Raw genomic sequence first — 23,903 nt, 5'->3', positions numbered from 1 at the left:
CAACCCCTCCTTGGAAAGGACGAGGGTTATCGCCGAGGTGAGCGTCGTCTTGCCATGGTCCACATGTCCAATAGTTCCTACATTAACATGTGGCTTCGTTCTCTCAAATTTCGCTCTTGCCATATATCGTTTCTCCTCCTTCCTTAATTAAATAAATTTTACCTTTCAAGACGCAATTTTCAAGATTTGCTCAAGAGAAGTTCATTAACTTTCCTTCGCTTTTATCACATCCCTCGTCATCTCCCCTTCCTTCCTCATCTGCTCTATCCGCTCCGCACTCTCCCTCCTGCTTTGTTCTATCCTCTCGTTTATTTCCTTCTTCCCCTCCTCCATCATCCGCTTTGCCCTTTCATCCTCGGTTTTAACTAAAATATCCGTTCTCTTAGCCAAGAGAACCGCATACACACCAATCACAATAATACCTATTCCAATAATGGCGCTGGAGATACCTAAAAATATAGAGACGGCGTTCATCTTTGTTTCCTCCTGTCTTTTCCCACTCTGGAGCCCACGACCGGACTCGAACCGGAGACCTCGCCCTTACCAAGGGCGCGCTCTGCCGACTGAGCTACGTGGGCGATGGTGGAGGGGGGAGGATTTGAACCTCCGAAGCGCTACGCGCAACAGATTTACAGTCTGTCCCCTTTAGCCGCTCGGGCACCCCTCCATCTCTCTGGAGCCGATGGCCCGACTCGAACGGGCAACCCGGTGATTACAAATCACCTGCTCTACCATTGAGCTACACCGGCTTCGCTGATAAATATTATAACAATAGCTATAATGCTTCGTCAACAATTTGTATAATTCCCATAACATATCGGCTTTGAAATCCCCATTCCTTGTGCAATGCCAATAATGACAAAAAGAACTCTCCCCCAAAGGGTTGGCTTTGATTTTCAGCAAGTCCAATCTCTTCTGAAATTATCCACGCTACTTTATCGTAGCCTTATCTTTAACCTTGATTTCACCGTTTCTCTCTATTATCAGGGGAGTTGTGGGAAAATCAAGTTTGGTTAACTTCTCCATCCAGCGAATCGTTTCCCCCTTCTTATCAAACACGGGGAAACCAGCTCCAACCTGCTTAAAGGGTATTATCCTCCCTTCCTTGAAATTTCCCTCATCATCAAGGACGACATAAAGCATAGGAGCGTATCCACACGCTCCCCTTATATTGAACCTCGCATAGGTGAAAAAATTTCCCAGGCTGTAAACGATAAGCCTCCCCTTATATAACTCCAAAGCCCTCGGCAAATGGGGACCATGTCCTATAACCAAGTCCGCTCCCGCATCTATAACGCCTCTACAAAAAGAGACGAGATTCCCCCTCTTCTCGTTGAAAGATATCTCCATCTGGCTATTGGTTCTCTCGTAGCCTTCCTTTCCGCCGTGAACGGAAACGATGACAATATCGTTATTTCTCTTCAACTCCCCAACGACCCTCTTCGCCTCCGAGAGGTTTAAAATGGAATAGAATTTTTCACTATTTATGAAGCCGAAAGCGATAACACATATTCTCTTGCCATCAGCAACGATTTCCCCAAATCCACCTTTCGGTCCAGCCCATTTTATCCCGTTAACATCCAATACCTTAATCGTGTTCCTTAATCCCTCCCAGCCAAAATCCAATATATGATTGTTGTTTATGCTCGCTAAGTTAAACCCCATCTCCTTTATGAACTTCACATAACGAGTGGGAATGGCGAAATGGTATGACCTCCCAACCTTCTTAGCGGGTTTGCCTCCATCAATTAAAACCCCCTCTAAATTGAACAATCTTACATCCGCTTCGGGCATGAGGGATTTTATGTTCGCGCTGATTTCCTCAAGCTTTTTCTCGGGAAGAAGACGGGGCGAAGGATATGAGCTTCCCGGCATAAAGTCCCCAACCGCCACTACTCTAATATCCGACAGAGCAAGAAAGGGGAAAAGAAAGAAGAAAGCGAACGTCTTTAGAGTATTAACTTCCTAACCACCTCCTCTTCAGCCCTCTCAACCTCCATCTCCCTCTCCCCGCCATCCTTAACCTTGACAAGCAGTTTCTCGCCCTTCCCTAAATCGGAATATCTTGCCACTATCTTACTAGCTAATATTATCTCCTCCTCAGAGACACTCCCCCTTAATATAGCATCTGGACCTTTATGGCTATATGCCTGAAGGAGAAAATCACCTTCTCTAAATAGCTCCCTCAACCTCTGGTTCTCCTCTTTATTTCTTCCTACCACAAGCTTAACGCCTTTCCGAAGGCGAAAATGTCGCCCTATCTTGAGAAGAATAACATTTTCCTTCGTCAATTCCTCGTTTTCCATTAAATCTCTCAATCTCCTACTAAATTGGGGGTCGGTGAGTAGACATCCTCCTGCAGGTGAAGGGTAATCATTTATTCCCCATTTCTCCGCCAACTCCACTTGCTTTTTCCTGCTCCTGCCCCGGATATCAAGCAGCTTCTCCCTATCCACCCAACCCTCCTTTTCCGGGATGGTAGGAGGGAGGAGCTTTGCTGATAAGGGACGAAGCAACAATCCCTCTAATCCGCTCTCCTTTTCCACTATCCTCAAAGCGCTTCTGTTTTGAGACATAGGTCTTTCTCCCAAAACCTCACCCGTTGCCACAAAACTCGCTCCCACTTCCTTCATAATCTCCTTTGCCTTTCTCAACATAAGGGCGTGGCAGTCAATGCAAGGATTCATCTGTGAGCCGAAACCATGGGGAGGAGCCTTCAAGAGTTCCAAAATATCGTCCGTGATATCAACTTCCAAGAGGGGGATTCCCCATTCCTGCGTCATTTTCACCGCCCAATGAGACCGGAAAAACGGGCTTACGAAATGGACAGCAACAACATCTATTCCTTGCTCCAAAAGGAGCTTCATAGCGAGAATGCTATCCAATCCGCCAGATAGCAAAACCAGCGCCTTCATTACGGGGAAGCGCCGTAGTTTTCCTTTATCGCCTGCCTAATCGCTTTCTCAACAGTTGAAGCATCGTGGGTAGCATGGCGCATCAGGACAATGTCCTGCCCATCTACGCTTATGTAATTCCGACCGTTGATGAAAATCGCCGCACAAGTAAACCCCAAAAGCTCAGGCATCCTCCCGCTCAAAATGGAAATCCTAACATATAATTTGTCTTTATATTCCTCCACCAGCTTTTCCATCACATTTGTTGAGGTCACCAAGCCTTCTCCCGGACCGGGAAAGAAGGCGTCAACCCTTACTTTTGCATCTTTATTTCCCATTTCCAAGGGGTACTTAATCGTTATCGGTAAGCCTCCAACCCCTTTTGTCCTCTTTGCCTCCTTCCAGGCTTCTTCAAGCTTCTCTATGGGCAAATAGAGCTTTTCCGAGGAAGATGCCATTTCTTTTGCAACCTGTGGAGCTGCTTTTTCCCCTTTCGTGCGGAGATATATGGCAGCTCCCGCTATAACGAGCAATATTAAAAGAATAATAAACCCTACTCTCTTCATATCTCCTCATTCCTTTTTTTGCTGGGGAGTTGCATAAGCCTCTGCAATTGCTTGCTTAATTGCCTTCTCTATAAGTTGGACATTGTGAGTCGTTTGAGAGCCGAATACGATTTCCTTCCCATTAACCTTTACATAATTCCTCCCATTTATAAAGATTGTAGAGCAGTGGATTCCCACCTGCCCGGCAGCTGGTCCGAAGAGAGGATATGTGCGAATGTAAACCTTGTCCTTATATTGCTTGCCCAATTTCTCAAGTGTCTGCATCGTAGGACCTTGACAGGATTCCATGGGCAAAAATGCATCAACTCTAACCTTCGCCTCCTTCGTTCCCAGTTCTCTCGTATAGCTTTGCGCCATCTTCATCATCATCGGAGGGAGTTTGCCTTGGGAAATCGGTTGATTTGAGGAAGGAGGTGGCATAGGTCCCTTCCCCGGAATGCTCTGCATCTTCTCCATCTTCTTCGCTTCCTTCCACGCCTTCTCCAAGGTATCAATTGATACCTCCAACTTTCCTCCCTCTTTAACCTGTGCACCCTGCCCGCTAACCGTTCTAACGCTTCCGGTCTTTGTTCTCATAAGAAGCCAGGCAAAGGCAGATATTACAACAATAAAAAAGATAATCACAAACAATCTATTCTGCCCGTTTTGCATCTTCGCGCATCACTCCTTCCTTGAAGATGTGAATTGCTGAAGGGTCTAAATGGACGAATATCTCCTCCCCTTCTACCAAATTGCTTCCCCTCAGCGCTGGGCGGGTTAGCATAGCTACTATCTCTATCCCACCTATATCAACACCTAATTTGTAAAAATGCCCTTGGTCCAATATATAGCTTATCTTGCCCTTCAAAGTATTTGTTTGGGGAACACCATCCTTTTTGAGCATAACAGCCTCAGGACGAATCGTTGCGAACGCTACCCCTTCTTCCCCGTCATGAAGCAGTAGCTCCATGTGCTCGTTTTTAAACTTTAAGCAGCCGTTTTCCCTTATAACATCGCCCTTGAAGATGTTTCCCGTTCTTAGGAAGGATGCCACAAAATAATTAGGGGGATGGTTCAGAAGGTCATCTGGCTTGCCAATCGCCATAACTCTCCCTTCGTTCAGTATGCAAATCCTATCGGCAAGGGAAAAGGTCTCCTCCAAGTTATGGCTTATATGGATTATCATCATATTCGTTTCCCTATGGATACGTTTAAGCTCACGACAGAGTTCCTCTCTTGTCTGTTCGTCAAGGGCGGAAAGAGGCTCATCCAAAAGAAGGAGGTTAGGATTGATTGCAAGCGCTCTGGCAAGGGCAACTCTCTGTTTCTCCCCTCCAGAGAGGGTAGTAGGATATCTATGAAGAAGGTGCTTTATGCGGAGAAGATTAACTAATTTTTCCACCGTTTCCTCTATGTGGGATGGGGAAGCTCTGCGGATACGAAGACCAAAGGCTATGTTATCCTTCACCGTCATATGGGGGAAAAGAGCGTAATCCTGAGGAACATAGCCTATCCCTCTCTCCTCCGGTTTCAGGCGGTCAATCCTTTCCCCTCTGAAATAAATTTCACCCTGCTTGGGATGGTGGATACCCGCGATGCATTCCACGAGGACAGTTTTACCTGCTCCTGTAGGACCCAAAATGATGAAATATTCTCCCTCCTCCACTTGGAGGGAAACATCAACCAATTTGAACTCTCCCAATGTGATGGATAGATTTCTTACTTCAAGCAAGAATCATCAACCATTTTTATTTTAACATAAAAAATAGGGTTTTTCAATTACTTGTATAATTCCACGGAGAGTCTTCCTTCGATCTTTTAGGTTTTCTTGAGAATTGTGCTTCTTGAAACGTCGAAAGCTAACTTTGCCGATTCTACTCCTATTAATAATTCTTTTTAAAACGAGATTGCGAGGCTTCCCTTTAGGGAAGCCTCGCAATAACAATTTTATCGACTGGTATGGGCGAAGGTTTAGAGCAAAACTAAGGAAGGGAGAAGAAACTTTTAAAGGAGTTCAAAAACTACATTTATATGTTTTAGAGCAATAACGAAGCAATCTCGTTTTTGATAGTGATTGCCTCGCCCCCTTCGGCAGACTGCAATTACAGAGGACAAAGGAACGACAGCCCCACTCCTCATCAGAAGACTCGCAATTACAAAAGCCAGCATACTCTGCCACTGCGGAAGACCCTCGTTGCGGAAGACCCTTGTTAAGGAATTGAGGACTTTACATCCAAAAGCCTCGCCAGCTCATCTCCAGACCCTCCCCTGAATTTCGCAAAGACCTCCCTCAAATATCCTTCTCCCCTCTTCTCGTTAATATCCAAAATATATCCCCATATATATAGAAACCCCCTCTTGCCTTTATCCCTTAAAAGCTCTTGAGAATCGCCAGCCTGACGATAATAGCGCAAAATTTCCTCGTTCCTCTCCTTCAAATAAACACCCAATTTCTCCCTTAAAAAGGAAAGCGAGGAGGGCAGGTTATCAAGGAGAAGTTTTAAAAGCAATCTTTCCCCTATGCATCCATTCGCCCACTCCTCGGGCTCCTCATACGGACCTATGGGAGGGATAATATGATGCCCCCACTCGTGAGCCACCTCCCTAATCAATTCCACCTCCTCCCTATCCTTTTCAATTTGATAAAAATAGATATTCCTCCCCACCTGCTCCCCTCCCGCATCCCCACCTTCGCAAAGCCATATATCCACTATCCCATCCTTGCTCCATTGTGATGTCTTCCCAAGATATTTACTCCCCAAAATGTAAAAATATAAGGAATAGGCAAGTATCCTTTTCGCCAAAGTTAGATAATCGTTGCCCGAAGAAGAGAGAAAACGAGAGGGAAAATATAGGCGAAAAACCATTTTGTATCTATCATTTTCCTCAACATAGCCGTAAAGAAGACGATTGAATCTCGCTTTATGAACGGGGTCAATTTGGATTATATTTGGGGGGAAGAAGGGTTTTGAGGTGAATAAAGCCTTCCTCTCCGCAATTTCAATCGTTTCAAATGGAAAGTCGGGAAGGGATTGGGAAGAGAATTCTGCGGGAAACTGGTCAGCGATTAGAGGAAGATAGATTAAAATGATAAAAACAAATTTCCTCATTGTTTCTTTTTCTTTAACAACTCATCAATTATCTCCACCGGATGGAGAACCTTTATCCTTTTGGGGAGTATACTCTTCAATTGCATGATGCAGGAAGGACAACCCGTGGCAACCGCTTCCGCTTTTGATTCCAAAATATTCTCCTTTTTCCTCTCGCCCACAGCACGGGAGGTCTCATAATAAAACAAATTGAAGCTTCCCGCTCCACCACAACATCTATCAGCCTCTCTCATCTCTATGAAGTTCTCACCCGCAACCTCTTGGAGAATCTTCCTCGGCTCCAACCAAATCTTCTGCCCTCTCCTCAAGTGGCAAGGGTCGTGATATGTCAATTTTTGAGAAAATTCAGGGAGCCCCTCGGGCAATCCCAGCTCCAACAACAGCTCGCTTATATCCCTTACTCTTGAGGAATCCCACTCCAATCCCAAAATCCTATTCCATTCCCTTTTCAGGGATAAGCCACAGGAAGCACAGGCGGATACGATATAATCAACATCAAGGGAAGAGAATATATCTATGTTCCTCTGAGCCAGATATCTCGCCCCCTCTATATCCCCGCTTATATATAGAGGAGTCCCACAGCACATCTGCCCCTTGGGAATCACGACCTCCACACTGAGTTTGGTGAGAACATCAACAAGGGAAGCTCCTATATTGGGGTATATATAATTTGTGGCGCAGCCGACGAAGAAGGCAACCCGCATTCTCCTTTCTCCCTTAGCGGGAACAACCTCAGGATTGCGCGAGAGAAAGGGTTTGAGGGTGAAGGTGGGGATGGACCTCCCCATAGGCATACCAAGAAGGGGGAAGAATAGCCTAGCGGGGCTGAATCGCCAGGAAAGAAGGGTGATTCTCTGGAGGATTCCAAGGATTATAACGGAGAAAGGGAACATCCTCCTCGCCCGCATAAAATAGCGAAAAACGACTTTCTTACCAAGGGAAAGCGATTTGTCCTTTACCTCCTCCGCCCTTGCTGAGATAAAGAGTCGGTCCAACTCAACACCACTTGGGCACTCCTCAACACAGGCTTTACAGATGAGACAGCGAAATATCGGATTATGCCATTTAGGAGAGAAATGAACAGCCCCTTTTACGAGGTTTTTGATGAGCTGCAGCCTGCCCCGCGGAGAATAAGGCTCCGTCTTGAGCTCGCTGAAAATCGGGCAAACAGCCCGGCAAAAACCACATTTCATACATTTAACGATTTCCTCCGTCATCATACAAAAATATTATGGCATAAAAATAGATAAAAACAACCAATTAAAGATACCCCCTCTATCCTCTACTGGAGCCTGTTCATTTGCTTAAACCGCCAAAATAGCAATTAACTGGTAGCTATGGATTTGACAAAAGCTGGGAATAATAGCTGATGTAGGAGGAAAGGATGTAATACCCAAATATAAGCAGTACGAAAAGGTAAAAGCCGATTGATGAAGCAATTACCCAACGGTGGCTTGAAACAACTGCTTCTTCCTCCAATCTTTGCGCCACCTGCTCCAGAGCCTCAGGCAATCTCCCACCCTCCTCACCTGCTCTCAACATATTCACAGCTGAGGGCGAGAGTATCCTTGCACTATCCAAAACGTTGGATAACCTCTCCCCCGCAGATACCCTCCGCATTATCTCCTCTGTTTTTCTCTTTATCTCCGGATTACCCGAACTCTCTCCTGCCAACCTCAAAGCCTCGGAGGGCGATACACCAGCGGCGTAAAGATGGGAAAGAGCGATTAGAAAACGGGCAAGGGCATATCTCCTCGCTAATGAGGTAATGCCAGGGAGTGCGGACTTCAATGCATCAAGGACTTTAGTGTAAACTCTTGGGGGAATAATCAGCTTAACGAGGACGAAATAAAAGGCGAAAAGAAGGGCGCCGACTATTATGTATTTCAGCCCTTCATAAAAAGCATATTTGTTTCCCAATAAAATCCCTACCATCAATGGACGAAAAGAAAAGATGATGAAAATAGCCACAACAACGAGCAGCTTCGGATAGAATGTCCACATAGATAGCTTTCGCCTCAGCTCTAAGTCTCTCTCCAATATCCCAGCTATGTTTCCGCAGGCATCTGAAAGCTTTCCGCTTGCTTCACCTGCCCGAATGATGCTGATGATGAGCGGGGAAAATACATCGGGGAATCTCGCCATCGCTGTGGAGAGGGGTTTCCCCTGGCTTACCTCCTCCCTCAACCTTCTAATTGCAGGCCGCAAAAATGGATGGGCTTGCGCTTCCATAGCGCCTAAGGCTTGAACAACTCCGACGCCCGCGCTTAATTGATATTGCATCTCGCGGAAGAAATGCGCCAAATCAGCCTGTCCAAACATTTCTTTCACCTCCTTTCCATAAAGGGATGTTCACAAGCCTCTTGGACCATCTAATATAATCCGAGAGGCGCCAAGCGCCTCCTCCAGCTAACTCCTCAATCCCGCAAATGGGATTCTCACAAATAAGGCAGGCGCCATCGCAATTCAAGGGCTCAAATTTATCCCCGTTCCTCACATAAATCGGCACATCTATCCCCTCACAGTTCCTTGAGGATGCGAAATACTTATTCAATCCCTCAACCACTGGCTTTCCCTCGTATTCCCTTCCTGTTAGGGCAAACTCCATACAGAGGGCGAATGTCAATCCCTCCTCATCGCAGATTTTCCTGAGAGTTGAGAAAACCTTTTTCCTATAATCAATCTTGGCGTGAAGCGAATAGCCTATCTTCTCTTGAAAGAGCTCTCTGTAAGCAGGGATCAGCTTTTTATCTATGCGAGCGAGGAGGGAGAAAACCTCCCTTCTCGTCTTAACAGGTATATCAACTACGCTCCCCACGATGTGCTTAGCCCCAGCTTCTTTTACTGTCCTCACCAGCCTTCGCAGGTCATCAGGGTTGTCCGTTATGTAAGGGAATATGGGGTCTAAACGAGCCACTGTATAAATTCCCACCTCCTTGGCTCTCCTCAAATTATCCAAGAGGGTTTCCGTGCTTGCACCTCTTGGCACGAGCAACTTCCGCAAATTCTCATCCCAGGTGAGGATTGATACCTGAATAAAAGAATGCTTCTGCTTCCTAAGAAGCTCCATTACATTTTGGGTGATTTTCCCCTTCGTGATGACTTCAATGGGGAGATTTCTTTCCACGAATACCTTCACTAATTGTTCAGAGAGATGGAATTGTTGCTCAAGGGGTTGGAATGGGTCCGTTACGGGGCTAAGATATCCGCAGGCGGCGATTTTCAATTTATCAAGTTGCCTTGCCACGGATTGAGGGAAGTTTTCAAAGACAAAGATATTGCCCTTTTCCCTCCATTCCTCAAAGTACCCGGGGAAAGTGCGGGCATAGCAGAAGGGACAGGAGTGTTGGCAACCGATATAGGGATTGAGCAGCAGGCGTTCGGAGGTGCATTCCCTTCTTCCATAAGGCTTGAGGGGATGCCACCAGCCGTGAATCTCTTTAGACGAGTTTACGATGACCACATTCCCTTTCAAGGCGATCAAGATAAATTTAACCAATTTCAAAGGATTTTGCAAATATAACCAACTCTCATCGCCAGCTTTTATAAAAGGGAAGCTTCTCAAAATCTTATTTGATAGGGTCACTGTCATTGCAAACTTACCGAAGGTGGGCTTGGCAATAAAAAATATTGATGACGAAAGGAAGAAGTTGATTTTCCGAAACCAAGCTTAAGTCCGGCAATATGGGAAATCTCCTAAAAACTCTTAAATTCTATGGAATTATACAAATGGGTTGCCTAATTCTTGCAATGGGGCAATAATAATAAGCTTGATATGAAACGGCTCGGATTACTTAAAAGAATATTGTTAGTTTTATTTATTAGCTCTCCAATTTTCTGCAATAACAAGATAATAAACCTTAAGGAGGTCTCAACCCCACCTTTATTAGATGCCCTCTTCAACGATGAATGTTGGAATGAAGTTGAATGGATTGACGACTTCGTTCAATCTGACCCGATAAGAAAAGCTCCTCCCTCCGAGAAAACAGAGTTCAAGGTCGTCCTTCATAAAACAGACCTCTATTTCGCGGTTAAATGCTACGACAAACATCCTGAGCAGATAATGGCTCTCCAGAGGAGAAGGGATGGTGGAATGCGCTCCGATGATTCTTTTGAAATCAGGATAGACACCTATCTTGACAGGAGGAATTATTACTCATTCCGCTTCAATGCAATAGGAACAAAGCAGGATAGGAAATGGGGCAATTGGGATTGGGATGGCGATTGGGATGTTGTGGCGAAGATAACGGAAGAGGGATGGGTAGCGGAAGTGAGGTTATCTCTCGTTTCCTTGGCTTTTCCTCGCAAGGGAAAGGGCTATTTCGGAATAAACTTTCGCCGCGATATAAGGAGATTGAGAGAAGAGACTCTATGGTCATTCACTAAGGATGTTCCAGGAAGAGTGGATGATTTCGGTTTGATAGGTCCTATTGATTTCTCCTCCATCCCTTTCAACTCTCGCCTTGAACTTCTTCCCTACTGGGTGGGAGGGTTTGGACCTGATACAAACTGGCGTATGGGCTTGGATGCGAACAAATTCCTCACCCCCGACTTCAAATATGCTTTAACCCTCTATCCCGATTACAGCGATATTGAGGCAGTGTATGAGAGCATAGATATTTCATATACAGAAAGATGGCTTCCGGATAAGCGTCCCTTCTTCACTGAGGGAAGTGAGTATTTCGGAGCTTTCTATTCCCGCAGGATAGATAAATTCGATTTGGGCTTTAAAGCCTTCGGCAAAGAAGGGCAGAATCAGATAGGAATCATCAACTGTGCCCGCTTTTCGCCATTCAGAAACGATACCGTCTTCAACTTCTCCCACAACCCAACCTATCAATCTTACATCGGAATGACGATTCAAAATAGATATGAGAAGGACCATAAGAATCTGCTGATAGGTGCGGGAGCTGGATTCGGCACGGAGGATTATAACTTTAATTTCCATTACGCTTCTAGTTTTAACGAGCCCGGCTCAAGAGGTTCAACTTATGAGGGGAGCTTCTGGTTTAGGTTAGGAGAAAGAGGAGGAATTTTTGGAGGTTTCTCCGGGATAAGCCCTGACTTCTGGGCAGACCTCCAATTGATAGGGGAAACCGGAATAAAGGCGACGAGATTCGGTTTATTCTACAGGGATTCCGCGCCGAGAGGGAAGGAATGGTGGGAATATTATAGGGTGAGGATTAACTATAATCGCTCACATTATTGGACAGGTGGATTGAAATCTGAATCCAAGAGCTTTGGCTTTTCCCTGGGGCTGAGGGGAGACATTAGATTGGATTTTGGACGAGACATAACATTCTATGACCCTTATAGGGACAACTTCACGAATTTCTCCATTGGGATCGGCTCTCCCGAGAAAAAATATAATATAGGCTTCAGCTACGGCGAGGGAATAAGGACGAATCTCCCCTACAAATTCGCCTCAGGGGGAATAGGACGCCAAATGATGGACAATAGATTGAACATAGGTTTGAATTTTGAGAAGAGATGGGTTGGCTCAGAAGACGGCGGCTGGAGCTCTGCCCAGCAGTTATGGGGTTCAGTCTCCTATGATATAGGGAGGGATTTCTATCTCGTTTTGCGAATTTACGGCTTTCGGGATACGGAAAGCCACAGAAATATAAGCGCTGTTATAAGAAAGAGAGGAGAGAGGAAAAGGGACTTCTATTTGGTCCTCGGCGACCCGCTGGGGATTGACACCAAGATGAGAGTGGCAATCAAATACATCAGCCCTTGGTGAGGGAAAATTTCTCCCCAAAATATTAAGACGAAAGTTCAAATAGGAAACAACCCCTAAACCTAATCGCTTGATACTCAGTGGATTGGATAACTTATCTTAACGATATTAAATCCTTTATCACCAATCTCCGAATAAAGGATAAATTCCGTTTACGGAAGATATACCTATAACTTGCTCGCCGAACCAGCTTATTTGATATGGTTTATGATAAACGAACTCAAAAGTATCATATCTATGGGGAGCAAAAGTTACTACGAATTTCTCGTTGATTGACTTGTTGGGCAACAGAAGATATTCGCCCATCTTGATTCCCTTTATCTCCTTCCCGTTGACCTCCACCCGCAAAGAGCCTGGTTCTATCCTCCTTGGTATGCGAACAAGGATGTTTAAGGGTTTCTTAGGATAGACAACGATCCTCCCCTCTTTGGGGAGAAAACTCTCCACTTTCCCTAACTCGTTCTCCCAGCTGAAGAGGAGATTTATCTGTATTCCCATGTTCGTTTCCGTTATTATGTGCTTTGCGAACTCGCAAATGGCTTGCACCGCTCCCTGCGTTATATCTATCGTGTTGATGGGAGAATGAGGAGTTTGGAGATGGGCGTTTGGCGTAGGAAAGCCAAAGCCACCGATTATCCGCTCCTTCATATTCCGTTCAAAATCCCCCTTTGGATTGGGATTCTCCTCTATGAAATCATTTTCCAAAACTTGGCTTGGAAGGAGAGCGGAGCGCATAAATATCTCCGCTTGGGCATAATACCTCGGGTTCCTGAATTTCGCTAAAAGGAGCTGAATCTGGATAAGGTCGCCGATTTGATTTACTTCCCCTTGGTCCGATTCCGTCCAGGCAATCTCCTTGCACCATCCGTAACTACTATAAAATTCCCTCAGCCCAACCTCATATACCTTCCTAACTTTCTCAACAAGCTCGTCATCTCCGATTTCTATGGCATATTCCAATATGCCGCTCAGTGAAGAGGTTATTGAATGGATGTGATTTCCCGCCAGGTCGGTGAGGAGCCCCTCTTTGGTGAACGAGCGTTCCATCACGCTTCTTGCATATTTATCAGCCAACTCCAAAGCCAATGGGTCGCCAGTTACTTTGTAATAGCGCAATAGAGGACCCACAAGCCGTCCCGCAGTCGTCGTTTGCACATCTCCTATCCCCTGAAATACCCCTTCCCTTCCGATTTTGCGAACGAGCTCCAAGGATAGCATTCCCTTCTCGTCCGTTATGCTATCCAATGTGCGTAGCATCTTATGGGCTACTTCTCTCGCTTTCTCGCTGTTCCTCCTTTTAATAAGCCAAGTTAGACCCTCCAATCCCTCCCTCATATTGTGAAACTCAACTCCCCTCTTCTTCGTTTCCGGGTGATAAAATGAAGGAAGGAAATCCTCATTGTCAAAGCATTGAAAGAGATAGCGAGTGTATACCTCTTCCGCCTTTTTAGGGACGGGTTTTCCGAGGACCTCCTCTGTAAAGAAGAGGGCATCTATTGCCCTACCCGTTACATGGGGAATACCTATCTCAATCGCATGACCGGCGAAGGCAGTTCCATCATCCCTTCTGGCAATGAAGAAATAAGGCTCGTCATCCCTATCAGCATCAAGCATCCCAAAGAGATACCAAGTGGCTAACTCCAACCTTCGGCGAAGGTCGGCGGAATACCAAGGAATTCTCTCCATAGCTTTTGCCTCCTTTTCCTGTGTCCTTGAGAAAGAGATACAAATAAAAATGAGCCAAATGAAAAGCAAATGGCTTTGCTTTCTCATTTAATCCTCGGTTTTAAGGCAAATTCCTCGTCTTTTAAACCATTAGCCTCCTTTATATCCAAATCTACAATTAGCTTCGTCCTCCAATAATCGTTATAAATGATGAGATAAGATTCCTTCCCTTTTTCATAGGGAATATTTATCCTGCCGTTCCCTTTTAAAGGATAAATTTCGGCAGAGAATTTCTCTCTCTTTTTGACTTTCTCGTAATTATCCTTATCGCAAAGAAACATAATTGCCTCTCCTCCTTCTGACCTCTGGGAGAAAAACGGACGCACCTCTGGTCTTCTGAAATCCCACAAAATGTTCTCGCCATAAATGATATTTTCTATTTTGAAGGAAATGGAAAGTGTGGAGGACTTCTTCTTTTGAGCAAGAGGAAACACGAATTCCTTTAATGACTCCTTCTCCATTGGCAAAACAAGAGTTCGTTCGTAAATCCTTCCCTCCTCCCCCTTCTCTATGCTGAACCCTTCGCTTTTCTCTCCCCCTACTTCGGCTATTATTAGATAATCTCTGTTTTGCCCCAAAGTTAAGCGACATTCCCCTTTTATATCGGTATAACCAAATGTGGCAAGGGCATTGCATTCTCCTGATGTGTTGGGATAGAAGGGAGTGAAGGCGCTGACCAAGGCATCATCTATCGGCTTTACCTTGCTATCTACCACTTTCAACCTCACCTCTATCGTCTTTGAATGACCGGCAACCCTCTCAATTATATAGCCATCCCCTCTCACCAAAGAGACACTTGAGAGCTCCTTAGATGCCCCATAATCCTTATCGTAGGATATCCCCGCGGGTAAGTCTATCTCAAGGGAGGCACCACCCTTATCGGTTTGGATGGGATGCCATTTACCCAGCATGAAGAACTCCACCCACTCGTGGTCTTCGGAAAAATTCCTCGCATAGGCGCTGGGGATGAGGGCTGAGCGAAGCGCGGCAGCTAAAACCGTTTGGTTCTCCGTGCAGGAACCCCTATGCCCATCCAACACCTCAATTGGCTGAAGGGACCTCCTCCTTGATGGTACCCCATTGGGCAACTGCTTCATTACCCACAAACCTATCCTTGATAGGGCGTAGCTGAGGATTCCCTCATTGTTTTCCAGCTGGCTCTTCTGGATTCCCAATTGCTTTTTATCCCAGAGAAACTTCACCCCCTTAAGCAAATCCCTCAGCTTGGGATAACCCTCTTCCGCTTTATTGAGAAAGTATTCTCGCCAGAAATAACCCTTAATCCTCCTTGGCATCTCTAAAAAGAACTGGGGATGAACGACGAACCAGTAATAGTAATCCCGAGGAAGCTCATACTCAATCGGTTTGCCCTCAACTTTCAACCTATACTTTGCTGTTGTGTATCCCTCCTTTTCAACGAGCTCCACATATTCAAGGATTTTATCCGCCTCATAAATCTCCCTAACATTCTCAACTATCAGTGAGGAGTCAAAGGAAGGATTCCTCAAAACTTCGCTTGAGATGTGGGCTATAGAGAAGGCGATTTCGTCCAGATATTTCCTATCGGGACAATTCAAAATCAGTCCGGCATATCTATCTTGGAGAGATGGCTCAAGCCTACTCAAATTGTCGACTAAATCTTTTTTTAGCCAATTGGGAACCACACTGATAGCCCTTTCGCCCAGCTTAGTTAACTTTACAGGATTCTCAATTAGGGAAATCTTCCCTTTAGCTATGCGGAAAACGACGGTTTTCCTCGCGGGTATTTGGATGTTTTCCATCCGAAATTTTAGCGTTCCTTCCTTGCCATAGGAGGTAAATGCCCAATTACAAAGCAAGAAAAAGAGCACAGCTAAAAAACATGTTTTATCAAAGAGGTTGTGAATACACATTAAGAGAAGTTTAATTACTATATCTGTAATCAGTCAATCAACTTCTCCTTATAAATCCCGCTATCAGGAGGAAGAAAAACAGGAGCACGACAATCATTCCGCTAGGCGGGAAGTCCCAGATGTATGAGAGATAAAGCCCAATTATGACCGAGGGAATGACAACAGCTACAGAAAGGAGAAATGCCATCCGAAGCCCGCGTGAGGCTAAGAGGGCGATAAAGGGAGGGATAACCAACATAGAAAAGGAGAAGAAAACACCGGAAAGCCTCGTTGAATAGGCAATAACTACCCCAACAGTGAGATAGAAGACGAAGTTCCAAAGCTGTGTATTTAATCCCATTGCCCTCGCTGATTCGGGGTCGAAAGATGTAGCTGTAATCTCCTTGTTGAAAAGAAGATAGGCTAAGGCAACGGGGATAAAAGCTATGAGGATGTTCCTTATATCTGCACCGCGAATCGCTAGGAGATTGCCGAAGAGGCTTTCCAGAACTCCCGCCTCTCCTTTGGCGCTTTTCGCTAGAAAGAGAAGTGAAAGGGCGAGAGAAAATGAATAAATCACTCCTATCGTTGCTTCCCTCGGCACCTTCTCTCTCCCCCGCGTGGCTAAAACGAGGAGAAGTAGACAGAGGAGAACGAAAACTAAGGCGAGAAAATTCTTATTTATCCCGAAAAATGTCGCTATCGCCACTCCAAGGGAGGAAACCTGCGCCAACCCAATTCCCAGAAAAGCTATTCTCCGCAAAACAACATATAGGCCAACAATTGAACTCATTAATCCGATTAACAAAGAGCCCCAAAGAGCATTTCTCATAAATGGGAAAGAGAAAGCCTCCGCAAGCGAATGCCACATATCAAACACCTCCTATGGGAAGTCCGAAAAACTCTCTCAACCTCTCAGGAGAGAGCATCTCCTCCCTCTTACCGCTTACTACCTTGCCATCGCCAAGCATCACTATTTTATCAGCTCTTTCAGCCACGACGTCCAACAAATGGCTGACGAGTAGGATTGTTATGCCCTTTTCCTTGTTCAGATTGGAGAGGAAATCCATCATCGCCTTTTGTGATGCAACATCAAGGTCCGTAATCGGCTCGTCCAAAAGAAGAACCTCTGGCTCGCTGACGAGCGCCCTCGCCAAAAGAACCTTCTGTTTTTGCCCCCCAGACAACTCCCTATAAAGTTTCTTCTCCATACCCTCCAATCCCACAATCCTCAAAGCTTCCCTTGCCTTCTCCTCGTATCTCTTAACCCTCCTCAATACTCCTACCTTTCTGTAAAGCCCCATTAACGCTATTTCCAAAGCGGTTAAAGGATGAACTTCGTCCAAAAGTGAGCGCTGGGGGACATAGCCGATCGAGAGGTTTGGCTTATAGAGAATCACCTGCCCCCTCATAGGTTTCAAGACTCCCGCTATCGCCCTTAAAAGCGTAGTCTTCCCCGCCCCATTCGGACCCACAATCCCCAGGAAATCTCCTTCCTCTATGAGGAGGTTAACCGAGGGAAGGATAACCTCCCCTCGGTAGCCCAAATAAACATCCTTGAATTCCAATAATGGCTTCCCCATTCCCATCACCCCCTTAAAGCTCCTTTTATCCTGCTGATAATCACATCAAAGAGGGAAAAATAATCATCCGCTTCCTTCAACGCGCCCACCGCTGTGGGAACAACCACAACCTTAGCTCCTGTCTCCTTAGCCACCATATCGGCAAACTTTCGCGGATAATACGTCTCCAAGAAGATTATCTTCACGCCCTCGTTCTTCATACCCTTTATCAGATTAGCTATATGGGCTGTTGAGGGAGGAATTCCCGGCTTTGGCTCCAGGGTGCCGAAGTAATCCAGCTCAAAATACTTTGCGAAATAGGAGAAGCTCCTGTGATAGGAAACGAACTTCGTCCCTTTGTAAGGTTTCAACTCCCCTTTCCATTTCTTCGCCTTCTCCCTCAATCTAGATATGAAGCTATCCGCTCTCTTCTTGAAATATTCCTTGTCGCCTGCTGACGCAACCCTGAGCAGTCCTCCCAAGATGTTCTTAGCTATTTTCTCGCCGTTATCCGGGCTGAGCCAGTAGTGGGGATTGCCATAAATATGTATCTCTCCTTCCTTCATACTAACCCGCCCCTTGGGGACCTCCAGCTTCTTTATCCCCACGGAACAATCCACATAGCCGGGCGAGCCCCACATAATCTTTTTGTTACGGGAAGCATCAACGAGAGCATCCACCCACATGTCCAAATCCATCCCAACCTTCACCAGCAAATCGGCATCCCGCAAGTTCACAACCATGCTCGGACGAGGCTCAACATAATGGGGGTCCCTATCGCCTGGAGCAAGTGTAATCACTTCTACCTTATCTCCGCCTATTTCCTTTGTTATTGATGAGAGGGTTGGCAAAGTGCAGACAACTTTTAGCTTTGCGAAGGCTGGAGAGAGAAGAAATAAGAAAATAAATATCCTCCAAATGTTCCTCATTCTTATCACCTCCTACTCCAAGGGATGGGCATGAGGACCCATACCGAAGATTACCTGAACCCATAAGCGGTTATCTGCTCCCTTCGGGTTATCAGCGTATTGGTATTGAACACGAAGGATGCTCGTTTCAGTCAGATAGTTGCTAATGATTAGAGATAAAGCCTTCTCTCTCCCTCCGTCCACGAGCTGAGAGTTATCAAGCCTCAGCGCCCCTTCCCAATACTTCGTGAACTTATGTGCGCCCAAAAGATACCATCCGCTCACCTTGTCCTTTGCGTGCTCAGCTTTGAAAAACTCCGCTCGGAGCAAATCCCTTCCGAAGGACCCAGGCCATCGCTTGAAGGTCATATCCAATCCGTATATCTTTATAGGCTCATCGCCCGCTCCTCTACCAAGGCTAAAGCCAGTTTCCAACTCTCCATCTTTGTAGGGAGTAGATATCCACAATCGTGCTGTGTGAAGAGTCTTTTCCAACCCGGGCATTCCCTCTCCATCTTCAGGGAAGACCACCTGCCAGGTAGAAAGGTCAAGTTGAGTGAAAGTCTTGGTGGGGAAGAGATAACTCAAAGTGGCTCCATCACAGATTAGTCCATGCTCGCTAAATAAAGTGGAGAGGATGCTGGGATTATCAACATAAAGGCGATGATGGGGATGTATGGGATTCTCCTTGCCCAAGCCTACCCTCATTCTTCCCGCCTTAAGCGTGAACCCCTTCCCTAAATTAAGGAAACTCACATATCCCTCTTCAATATGTGCATGGGAGTGTCTTTCGCCCGTAGCAGGCTCTATATGCTCATGAATGGCTATTATCACATCCCCTCTTATCGTGGGGTAAATCCAGCTTTGCAACGCTAATTCCACTTCCTCAAGCTTTACCTTGTTTCTGTCCTCATCATCTTTATTTGAAGAGAATAGCGTATGGATATTACCTACAATGCTTATCTCCGGCAGCTGGAGAGCCTTCATTATGCTGCCTCGTGGTGGTGGAGGGGTTTCCTCCTCTGCGGTTGTGTTTTCATCCTGAGCAAAAGTAAAGGGAATCAAAACCAAAACTAATAAGGACAATAGAGGAATAAGACGCATATTAAACACCTCCTTTGGGAATTGTTGAGAAATGTGATTCTTTGAGTGATTATGGGTTAAGGGGGTTAAAGAGGTGGAGCCCTGATTGAATAATTCCTCTTTGAGGCTCGCTCGTGATGGAGAGGAGTTAAGATAACATAAGATAAGCCGAAAAGTGAAAGGCAGAGGGCAAGTGAAAGAAGGAAACAAAGGGAAAGAAGGGCGGTCTCAAACTCACAAATGGGACAAGGTATATCGTTAGATATACCTTCGCTTTCCTCTATGGATGAGAAGAATTTGAAATGTTGAGGGATAGGATGATAATGAGCAAAGACGAGAGGTGTGAGTGAGAAAACCACTATTAACAACCATGTTAAAACCAGTCTTCCTCTCATCTTCATAAATATAATTTTAACCGCTTTCTATAAACTTGCAAAATAAAAATTGACGCAATTGATAGTTTAACCTACCACTTAACCCTTTTCCTTTCCTCTATCACCTTTTTATAGAGGGCTATTGTTTTCTCCGCGTTTTTTCCCCACCTGAATTCTCTCAAAACCAAGCGCCTTGCCCTTTCCCCCATCATCTTCTTTAACTTGGGATTCTCCAAAAGCAACAAAATTCCCTGAGCAAGGGAAAGAGGGTCACCCACTTGTGTGATTATCCCATTCTCTCCATTTCTCACGGTCTCGCTAAATCCCTTCGCATTTGAAGTCACAGGCGGTATCCCCACCGCCATAGCCTCCAACGCGACGATTCCGAAAGGCTCATATCTGCTGGGATAAACGCATATATCCGCACACTTATAAAGCTTCGCTACACTCAAATCATCCAAAAAGCCGGTAAAGAAGAATTTGGATTCCACTCCGAGCTTCCTTGCCCTATCCCTATACCCTTCTACATCTCCCTTACCCACGACGATGAACTTAACCTGCGGGAAACGAGCAAGAACATAGGGAGCAGAATCAATCAAGACATCAACCCCCTTTTCCCAAACCAATCTCCCCACGAAGAGAATCATCTTCTCATAGGGCGCAAGAAATTTCTCCCGAAAGCCCTCTTCCACTTCTACATCAAACCTCTCTAAATCTATCCCATTTGGGATAACCTCAATTTTATCGGGTGGAATGGAGAGAACATTCATAACCTCTTCCTTCATAGCCTCACTGCAAACTATGACCTTCCAAGCCTCATAACCGAGAAGCCACTCCTGAGAGTGAATATAGCGGGAAATCGGCTCTGTTAATCCTCCCCTCCTGCCGAATTCCGTGGCGTGAATAGTCGCAACAAGGGGAATCTTATAAGCGTGCTTCAAAACCCTCCCCGCCATACAATTGAGCCAATCGTGGGTATGTATTATATGGAATTTGTTTTTATTCAAAAGAGGAATAGCAGCTTGAATCACCGCGAAGTTCAGTTGATGGATTTTATTGGAAAAATCCAAGGGAAAGATGAAATTCTCATCAACCCTATAAATATGGACTCCGTCCTTCTCCTCATAGGATGGGAGGTCGGGAGCAGATGATGTGATTATATGGACCTCCACATCCTTTTTCGCCAGAGCAGGGCATAATCCTCCCATATGCCTCCCCAATCCACCGACAATATTAGGGGGATACTCCCAAGATAACATCAACACTCTCACAACTCTCTACCTCCTCTTAAAATAATCACTTATTTTTATGCCCCATCTTTTCCCTCACCACCTCCATGGCTTTCTTCGAGAGGGAAACCGCTCTCTTCACATCCTCTAAATAAATCATATATCGCCTGCGCAAACCATCTCTCGCTCCTACACCTCATACATAACCTTTCCTTAAATTTGGATTAGGATGGGAATTATCCTCTCCAATTCCCTCTCTAACTTTTTCTGCCTCTCTTCTTTTAACCCGATTTTTAACGGCACTTCTTTTTACTCTTTGAGCTCACCTCTTGCCCTCTGCAACTTCTCCCTATAGAGTTCTTCAATCCTCTTGTTATGTTCGGGTCCTCCGTCTATATTGGCGCTGAGATAAAGCGGAGGCTCTATCCCCATCTGCCCGAGACGGTCAGCCGCCTCCACCACCATCGCTTGCACAATCGCCGAGCCGATAACACCTGAGGTCGCTCCTGCAGGAACATCCGTTCCTTCCACCTTCATTATCGCATCGCCGAGCTCGCCGCAGTTATCTATCACTATATCGGCCACCTCGAAAAGGCGCTTCCCGCTTGAATGTCGTGATGACACCGAGCGGGAATGATTCAGGTTCGTTATCGCTATCACCTTTAAACCCATTTCCTTCGCTTGAAGAGCTACATCAATTGTGAAAGGATTCCTTCCAGAATTGGAGATGACAACAATAACGGAATGGGGTGGAAAGTTGAATTTCTTTATTATCTCCCTCCCCACACCCTCCTCTTGTTCCGGCCCTTCGGGAATTGCATCAGCGGGAATGAAGCCTCCAGCCCTCCCTACTCCCTCAAGCGCTATCATCCTCGCGTGTCCGGAGCCGCAAAAATAGATTATCCCTCCCTTCGCTATCGCATCAGCGATTACTTTCCCAGCTTCCTCAATGTGTTTACCCTGCGTCGTCTTAACCTTCTCTATGAGCTCCTTCACTTTTTCAAGATACTCTAAACCTTTTGACATTATTTAACGACCTCCTTTTCATAAGTATAGTTTGTTTACCTCTTTCAACTTTTCTCTAATTGGGGGTGAAACCTCTCCTCCCCTTGCTATGATGAAGGCACCAGCCAATGCCTCAAGGGGAGAGTAATCAACAGGAGCGTTGGGATAAGCTCTCCTTACCCCTCTTTTGAAAGAGACGAATACCTCCCTCGCTTTGAAGACGCTCCCTCCAACGAAAAAGGAGGGATTTCGCAATTTCAGATACTCAGCAGCTTTGAGAGCAGAGAGGGCAAGACGTTTCCCTGCCTCCCAAAGAATTTCCCTGCATACCCTTTCCTCCCTACACTCCCACACCAACTTCGCCAGCGATGATATCTGATGCCTTTTGACATTTTCGGCGTGAAGGCGGTGGATAAGTTCCCCAAGCGACTTGGCTGAGAAGCTGCTGAGAACCTTCTCCGCAAGAAGAGGGCAATGGACTTTCCCCATAAAATGCCTTCCCACTGCCCTCAAAGCCATCAACCCTATATCTGTTGCGGAGCCCTCGTCTCCCAAAAGGGGACCAAGCCCATCTATTACTTTCCTATTACCCGCAGAATCCTGCCCAACCGCAAAGCTTCCCGTTCCTGCCCTCGCAACGACTCCTTCTTTGCCCATCGGTAAAGCTGCTCTAAGCGCCGTTTCCACATCGCCCGTTTCCAGTATTCTCCAATTAGGGAAGAGGTTGGAAAGCTCTTCCCTCGTGCTGGGCGTTCCTCCACCGCCCGTTATTATCGTGCCACGGGCATTGGGGGGAAGCGAACTCGCAACTCTTGTAACTGCCTCAACAATCGCCCTCTTGGCTTCGTCCCAACCTATGAATAAAGGATTTGACGGTCCCTCTTTGGACCAATTTAAAAGATTCCCTTCCTCATCCCAAAGAGCACAAAGGGTTTTCGTTCCTCCTCCATCTACGCCAATTATGAACTCCATAAGCCTCACTTTACAACGAACTCGCCAAGCGGATAGATTGGAATCATATTTTCCTCCACCCACTTTAATGCGTCAATTGGCTTGAGCCCGAGAATAGAAGGGCAAGCTGAGAGCATCTCCACGAGGGAAAAGCCCTTTCCCTCTATTTGGGTTTGAAAGGCTTTGAGAACCGCTTTTTTAGCCTGAAGCACATAGCGAGGATTCGTGAGAGCTACCCGTGTTATATAGGCGGGACCATCCAGGGTTGAGAGGAGTTCACATACCCTTATGGGATAACCTTCCCTTTCGGGTTGCCTACCATAGGGGGAGGTGGTCGTCCTCTGACCGAGGATGGTGGTGGGTGCCATCTGCCCACCGGTCATCCCGTAGACGGCGTTGTTGATGAAGAAAACGCTGATATTCTCCCCTCTCGCAGCAGCGTGAACTATTTCCGCCATCCCGATTGATGCGAGGTCCCCATCGCCTTGATAGGTGAAGACGATTCTATCTGGTAGAGCCCTCTTGACACCAGTTGCAACCGCTGGCGCCCTTCCGTGAGCAGCTTCAATCATGTCACATTCAAAGAACTCGTAAGCGAAAACAGCACAGCCCACGGGGCAAATCCCTATGGTTTTCTCCAAGATGCCCAGCTCTTCAATGGCTTCCGCTATCAGGCGATGGGCAATTCCATGAGTGCAGCCGGGACAATAGGTGAAATCAACATCAGAGAGAACCTTTGAGCGAGCGAAGACCTTTTTCATAATCCCTCCTTTGTTTTTAATAAATTATAACATGCCTTCAGCTAAATGTTAAAGATTTAATCAGCTTAAGGTTTTTGTTGCAGAATTCGTTGTGTAACCCGATTATATTAGATTAAAAAGTGGCGTTGCAAAACCGATGTTGAGT

The 23,903-nt window shown here is 45.9% G+C and carries 23 protein-coding genes and 3 tRNA genes; 1 reads left to right on the top strand and 25 read right to left on the bottom strand.

Features of this window, described 5'->3' with window-relative positions:
- The 14 genes from tuf to H5T88_06855 all read right to left on the bottom strand — a co-directional run.
- Positions 1-123: elongation factor Tu (tuf, locus tag H5T88_06920; GenBank protein ID MBC7330074.1), on the bottom strand; the 123-nt coding region annotated here is incomplete at its 3' end.
- A gap of 81 nt (positions 124-204) precedes the next feature.
- Positions 205-474 carry a hypothetical protein gene (locus H5T88_06915; GenBank protein MBC7330073.1) on the bottom strand — a complete coding sequence of 90 codons (270 nt, stop codon included), beginning with the start codon at positions 472-474 and terminating at the stop codon, positions 205-207.
- A 28-nt stretch (positions 475-502) separates the two neighbouring features.
- Positions 503-578 (bottom strand) — tRNA-Thr (locus H5T88_06910).
- Between the two features lie 2 nt (positions 579-580).
- Positions 581-667: transfer RNA gene (locus tag H5T88_06905), tRNA-Tyr, on the bottom strand.
- A 7-nt stretch (positions 668-674) separates the two neighbouring features.
- Positions 675-749, bottom strand: a tRNA-Thr gene (locus H5T88_06900).
- A 181-nt stretch (positions 750-930) separates the two neighbouring features.
- Entirely contained in the window at positions 931-1,875 is a 945-nt protein-coding gene (locus H5T88_06895) for a CapA family protein (GenBank protein MBC7330072.1), read from the bottom strand.
- A gap of 74 nt (positions 1,876-1,949) precedes the next feature.
- On the bottom strand, positions 1,950-2,915 hold the full coding sequence (locus H5T88_06890; protein ID MBC7330071.1) for a tRNA 4-thiouridine(8) synthase ThiI: 966 nt from the start codon (positions 2,913-2,915) through the stop codon (positions 1,950-1,952).
- Entirely contained in the window at positions 2,915-3,460 is a 546-nt protein-coding gene (locus tag H5T88_06885; GenBank protein ID MBC7330070.1) for a hypothetical protein, read from the bottom strand. The genes H5T88_06890 and H5T88_06885 overlap by 1 nt, the downstream gene beginning before the upstream one ends.
- A gap of 6 nt (positions 3,461-3,466) precedes the next feature.
- Positions 3,467-4,036, bottom strand: a complete 570-nt coding sequence (locus H5T88_06880; protein ID MBC7330069.1) for a hypothetical protein — start codon at positions 4,034-4,036, stop codon at positions 3,467-3,469.
- A gap of 55 nt (positions 4,037-4,091) precedes the next feature.
- On the bottom strand, positions 4,092-5,171 hold the full coding sequence (locus H5T88_06875; GenBank protein MBC7330068.1) for an ABC transporter ATP-binding protein: 1,080 nt from the start codon (positions 5,169-5,171) through the stop codon (positions 4,092-4,094).
- Positions 5,172-5,649: 478 nt separating this feature from the next.
- A complete protein-coding gene (locus H5T88_06870; protein ID MBC7330067.1) occupies positions 5,650-6,549 on the bottom strand; it encodes a hypothetical protein in 900 nt (299 codons plus the stop codon).
- Positions 6,546-7,769: a (Fe-S)-binding protein gene (locus H5T88_06865; protein MBC7330066.1), complete on the bottom strand. Its 1,224-nt coding sequence runs from the start codon at positions 7,767-7,769 to the stop codon at positions 6,546-6,548. Before H5T88_06865 ends, H5T88_06870 begins: the two co-directional genes overlap by 4 nt.
- A 115-nt stretch (positions 7,770-7,884) precedes the next feature.
- Entirely contained in the window at positions 7,885-8,871 is a 987-nt protein-coding gene (locus H5T88_06860; GenBank protein MBC7330065.1) for a type II secretion system F family protein, read from the bottom strand.
- The gene (locus H5T88_06855; protein ID MBC7330064.1) at positions 8,855-10,048 is read right to left on the bottom strand and encodes a radical SAM protein; all 1,194 of its coding nucleotides are present in this window, start codon (positions 10,046-10,048) and stop codon (positions 8,855-8,857) included. The genes H5T88_06860 and H5T88_06855 overlap by 17 nt, the downstream gene beginning before the upstream one ends.
- A gap of 276 nt (positions 10,049-10,324) precedes the next feature.
- Between H5T88_06855 and H5T88_06850 the strand changes: the two genes are divergently transcribed.
- A complete protein-coding gene (locus tag H5T88_06850; GenBank protein MBC7330063.1) occupies positions 10,325-12,292 on the top strand; it encodes a carbohydrate binding family 9 domain-containing protein in 1,968 nt (655 codons plus the stop codon).
- 117 nt (positions 12,293-12,409) lie between these two features.
- Here the strand turns inward: H5T88_06850 and H5T88_06845 are convergent, their stop codons facing one another.
- The 11 genes from H5T88_06845 to H5T88_06795 all read right to left on the bottom strand — a co-directional run bounded on the left by H5T88_06845 (position 12,410) and on the right by H5T88_06795 (position 23,758).
- Positions 12,410-13,975: a hypothetical protein gene (locus H5T88_06845; protein ID MBC7330062.1), complete on the bottom strand. Its 1,566-nt coding sequence runs from the start codon at positions 13,973-13,975 to the stop codon at positions 12,410-12,412.
- A gap of 83 nt (positions 13,976-14,058) precedes the next feature.
- Positions 14,059-15,864 carry a transglutaminase domain-containing protein gene (locus H5T88_06840; protein ID MBC7330061.1) on the bottom strand — a complete coding sequence of 602 codons (1,806 nt, stop codon included), beginning with the start codon at positions 15,862-15,864 and terminating at the stop codon, positions 14,059-14,061.
- Between the two features lie 79 nt (positions 15,865-15,943).
- Complete coding sequence (locus H5T88_06835) at positions 15,944-16,756, bottom strand: metal ABC transporter permease (protein ID MBC7330060.1); 813 nt, start codon at positions 16,754-16,756, stop codon at positions 15,944-15,946.
- A gap of 1 nt (position 16,757) precedes the next feature.
- Positions 16,758-17,468: a metal ABC transporter ATP-binding protein gene (locus H5T88_06830; GenBank protein ID MBC7330059.1), complete on the bottom strand. Its 711-nt coding sequence runs from the start codon at positions 17,466-17,468 to the stop codon at positions 16,758-16,760.
- 5 nt (positions 17,469-17,473) lie between these two features.
- A complete protein-coding gene (locus tag H5T88_06825) occupies positions 17,474-18,376 on the bottom strand; it encodes a zinc ABC transporter substrate-binding protein (protein ID MBC7330058.1) in 903 nt (300 codons plus the stop codon).
- A gap of 12 nt (positions 18,377-18,388) precedes the next feature.
- Positions 18,389-19,459, bottom strand: coding sequence for a hypothetical protein (locus H5T88_06820; GenBank protein ID MBC7330057.1), 1,071 nt, complete (start codon positions 19,457-19,459; stop codon positions 18,389-18,391).
- A 65-nt stretch (positions 19,460-19,524) separates the two neighbouring features.
- On the bottom strand, positions 19,525-19,839 hold the full coding sequence (locus H5T88_06815) for a hypothetical protein (GenBank protein MBC7330056.1): 315 nt from the start codon (positions 19,837-19,839) through the stop codon (positions 19,525-19,527).
- A gap of 65 nt (positions 19,840-19,904) precedes the next feature.
- Entirely contained in the window at positions 19,905-21,083 is a 1,179-nt protein-coding gene (locus tag H5T88_06810; GenBank protein MBC7330055.1) for a glycosyltransferase family 4 protein, read from the bottom strand.
- Between the two features lie 267 nt (positions 21,084-21,350).
- Positions 21,351-22,067 (bottom strand): SIS domain-containing protein, encoded by a 717-nt coding sequence (locus tag H5T88_06805; protein MBC7330054.1) that lies wholly within the window; start codon positions 22,065-22,067, stop codon positions 21,351-21,353.
- Between the two features lie 18 nt (positions 22,068-22,085).
- Positions 22,086-23,081: a hypothetical protein gene (locus tag H5T88_06800; GenBank protein MBC7330053.1), complete on the bottom strand. Its 996-nt coding sequence runs from the start codon at positions 23,079-23,081 to the stop codon at positions 22,086-22,088.
- Positions 23,024-23,758 carry a 2-oxoglutarate oxidoreductase gene (locus H5T88_06795; protein ID MBC7330052.1) on the bottom strand — a complete coding sequence of 245 codons (735 nt, stop codon included), beginning with the start codon at positions 23,756-23,758 and terminating at the stop codon, positions 23,024-23,026. Before H5T88_06795 ends, H5T88_06800 begins: the two co-directional genes overlap by 58 nt.
- Between the last annotated feature and the right edge of the window lie 145 nt (positions 23,759-23,903).

It is taken from the genome of bacterium, from assembly GCA_014360495.1.
GTDB lineage: Bacteria > Armatimonadota > JACIXR01 > JACIXR01 > JACIXR01 > JACIXR01.
This window is presented reverse-complemented; position numbering and strand designations above follow the sequence as displayed.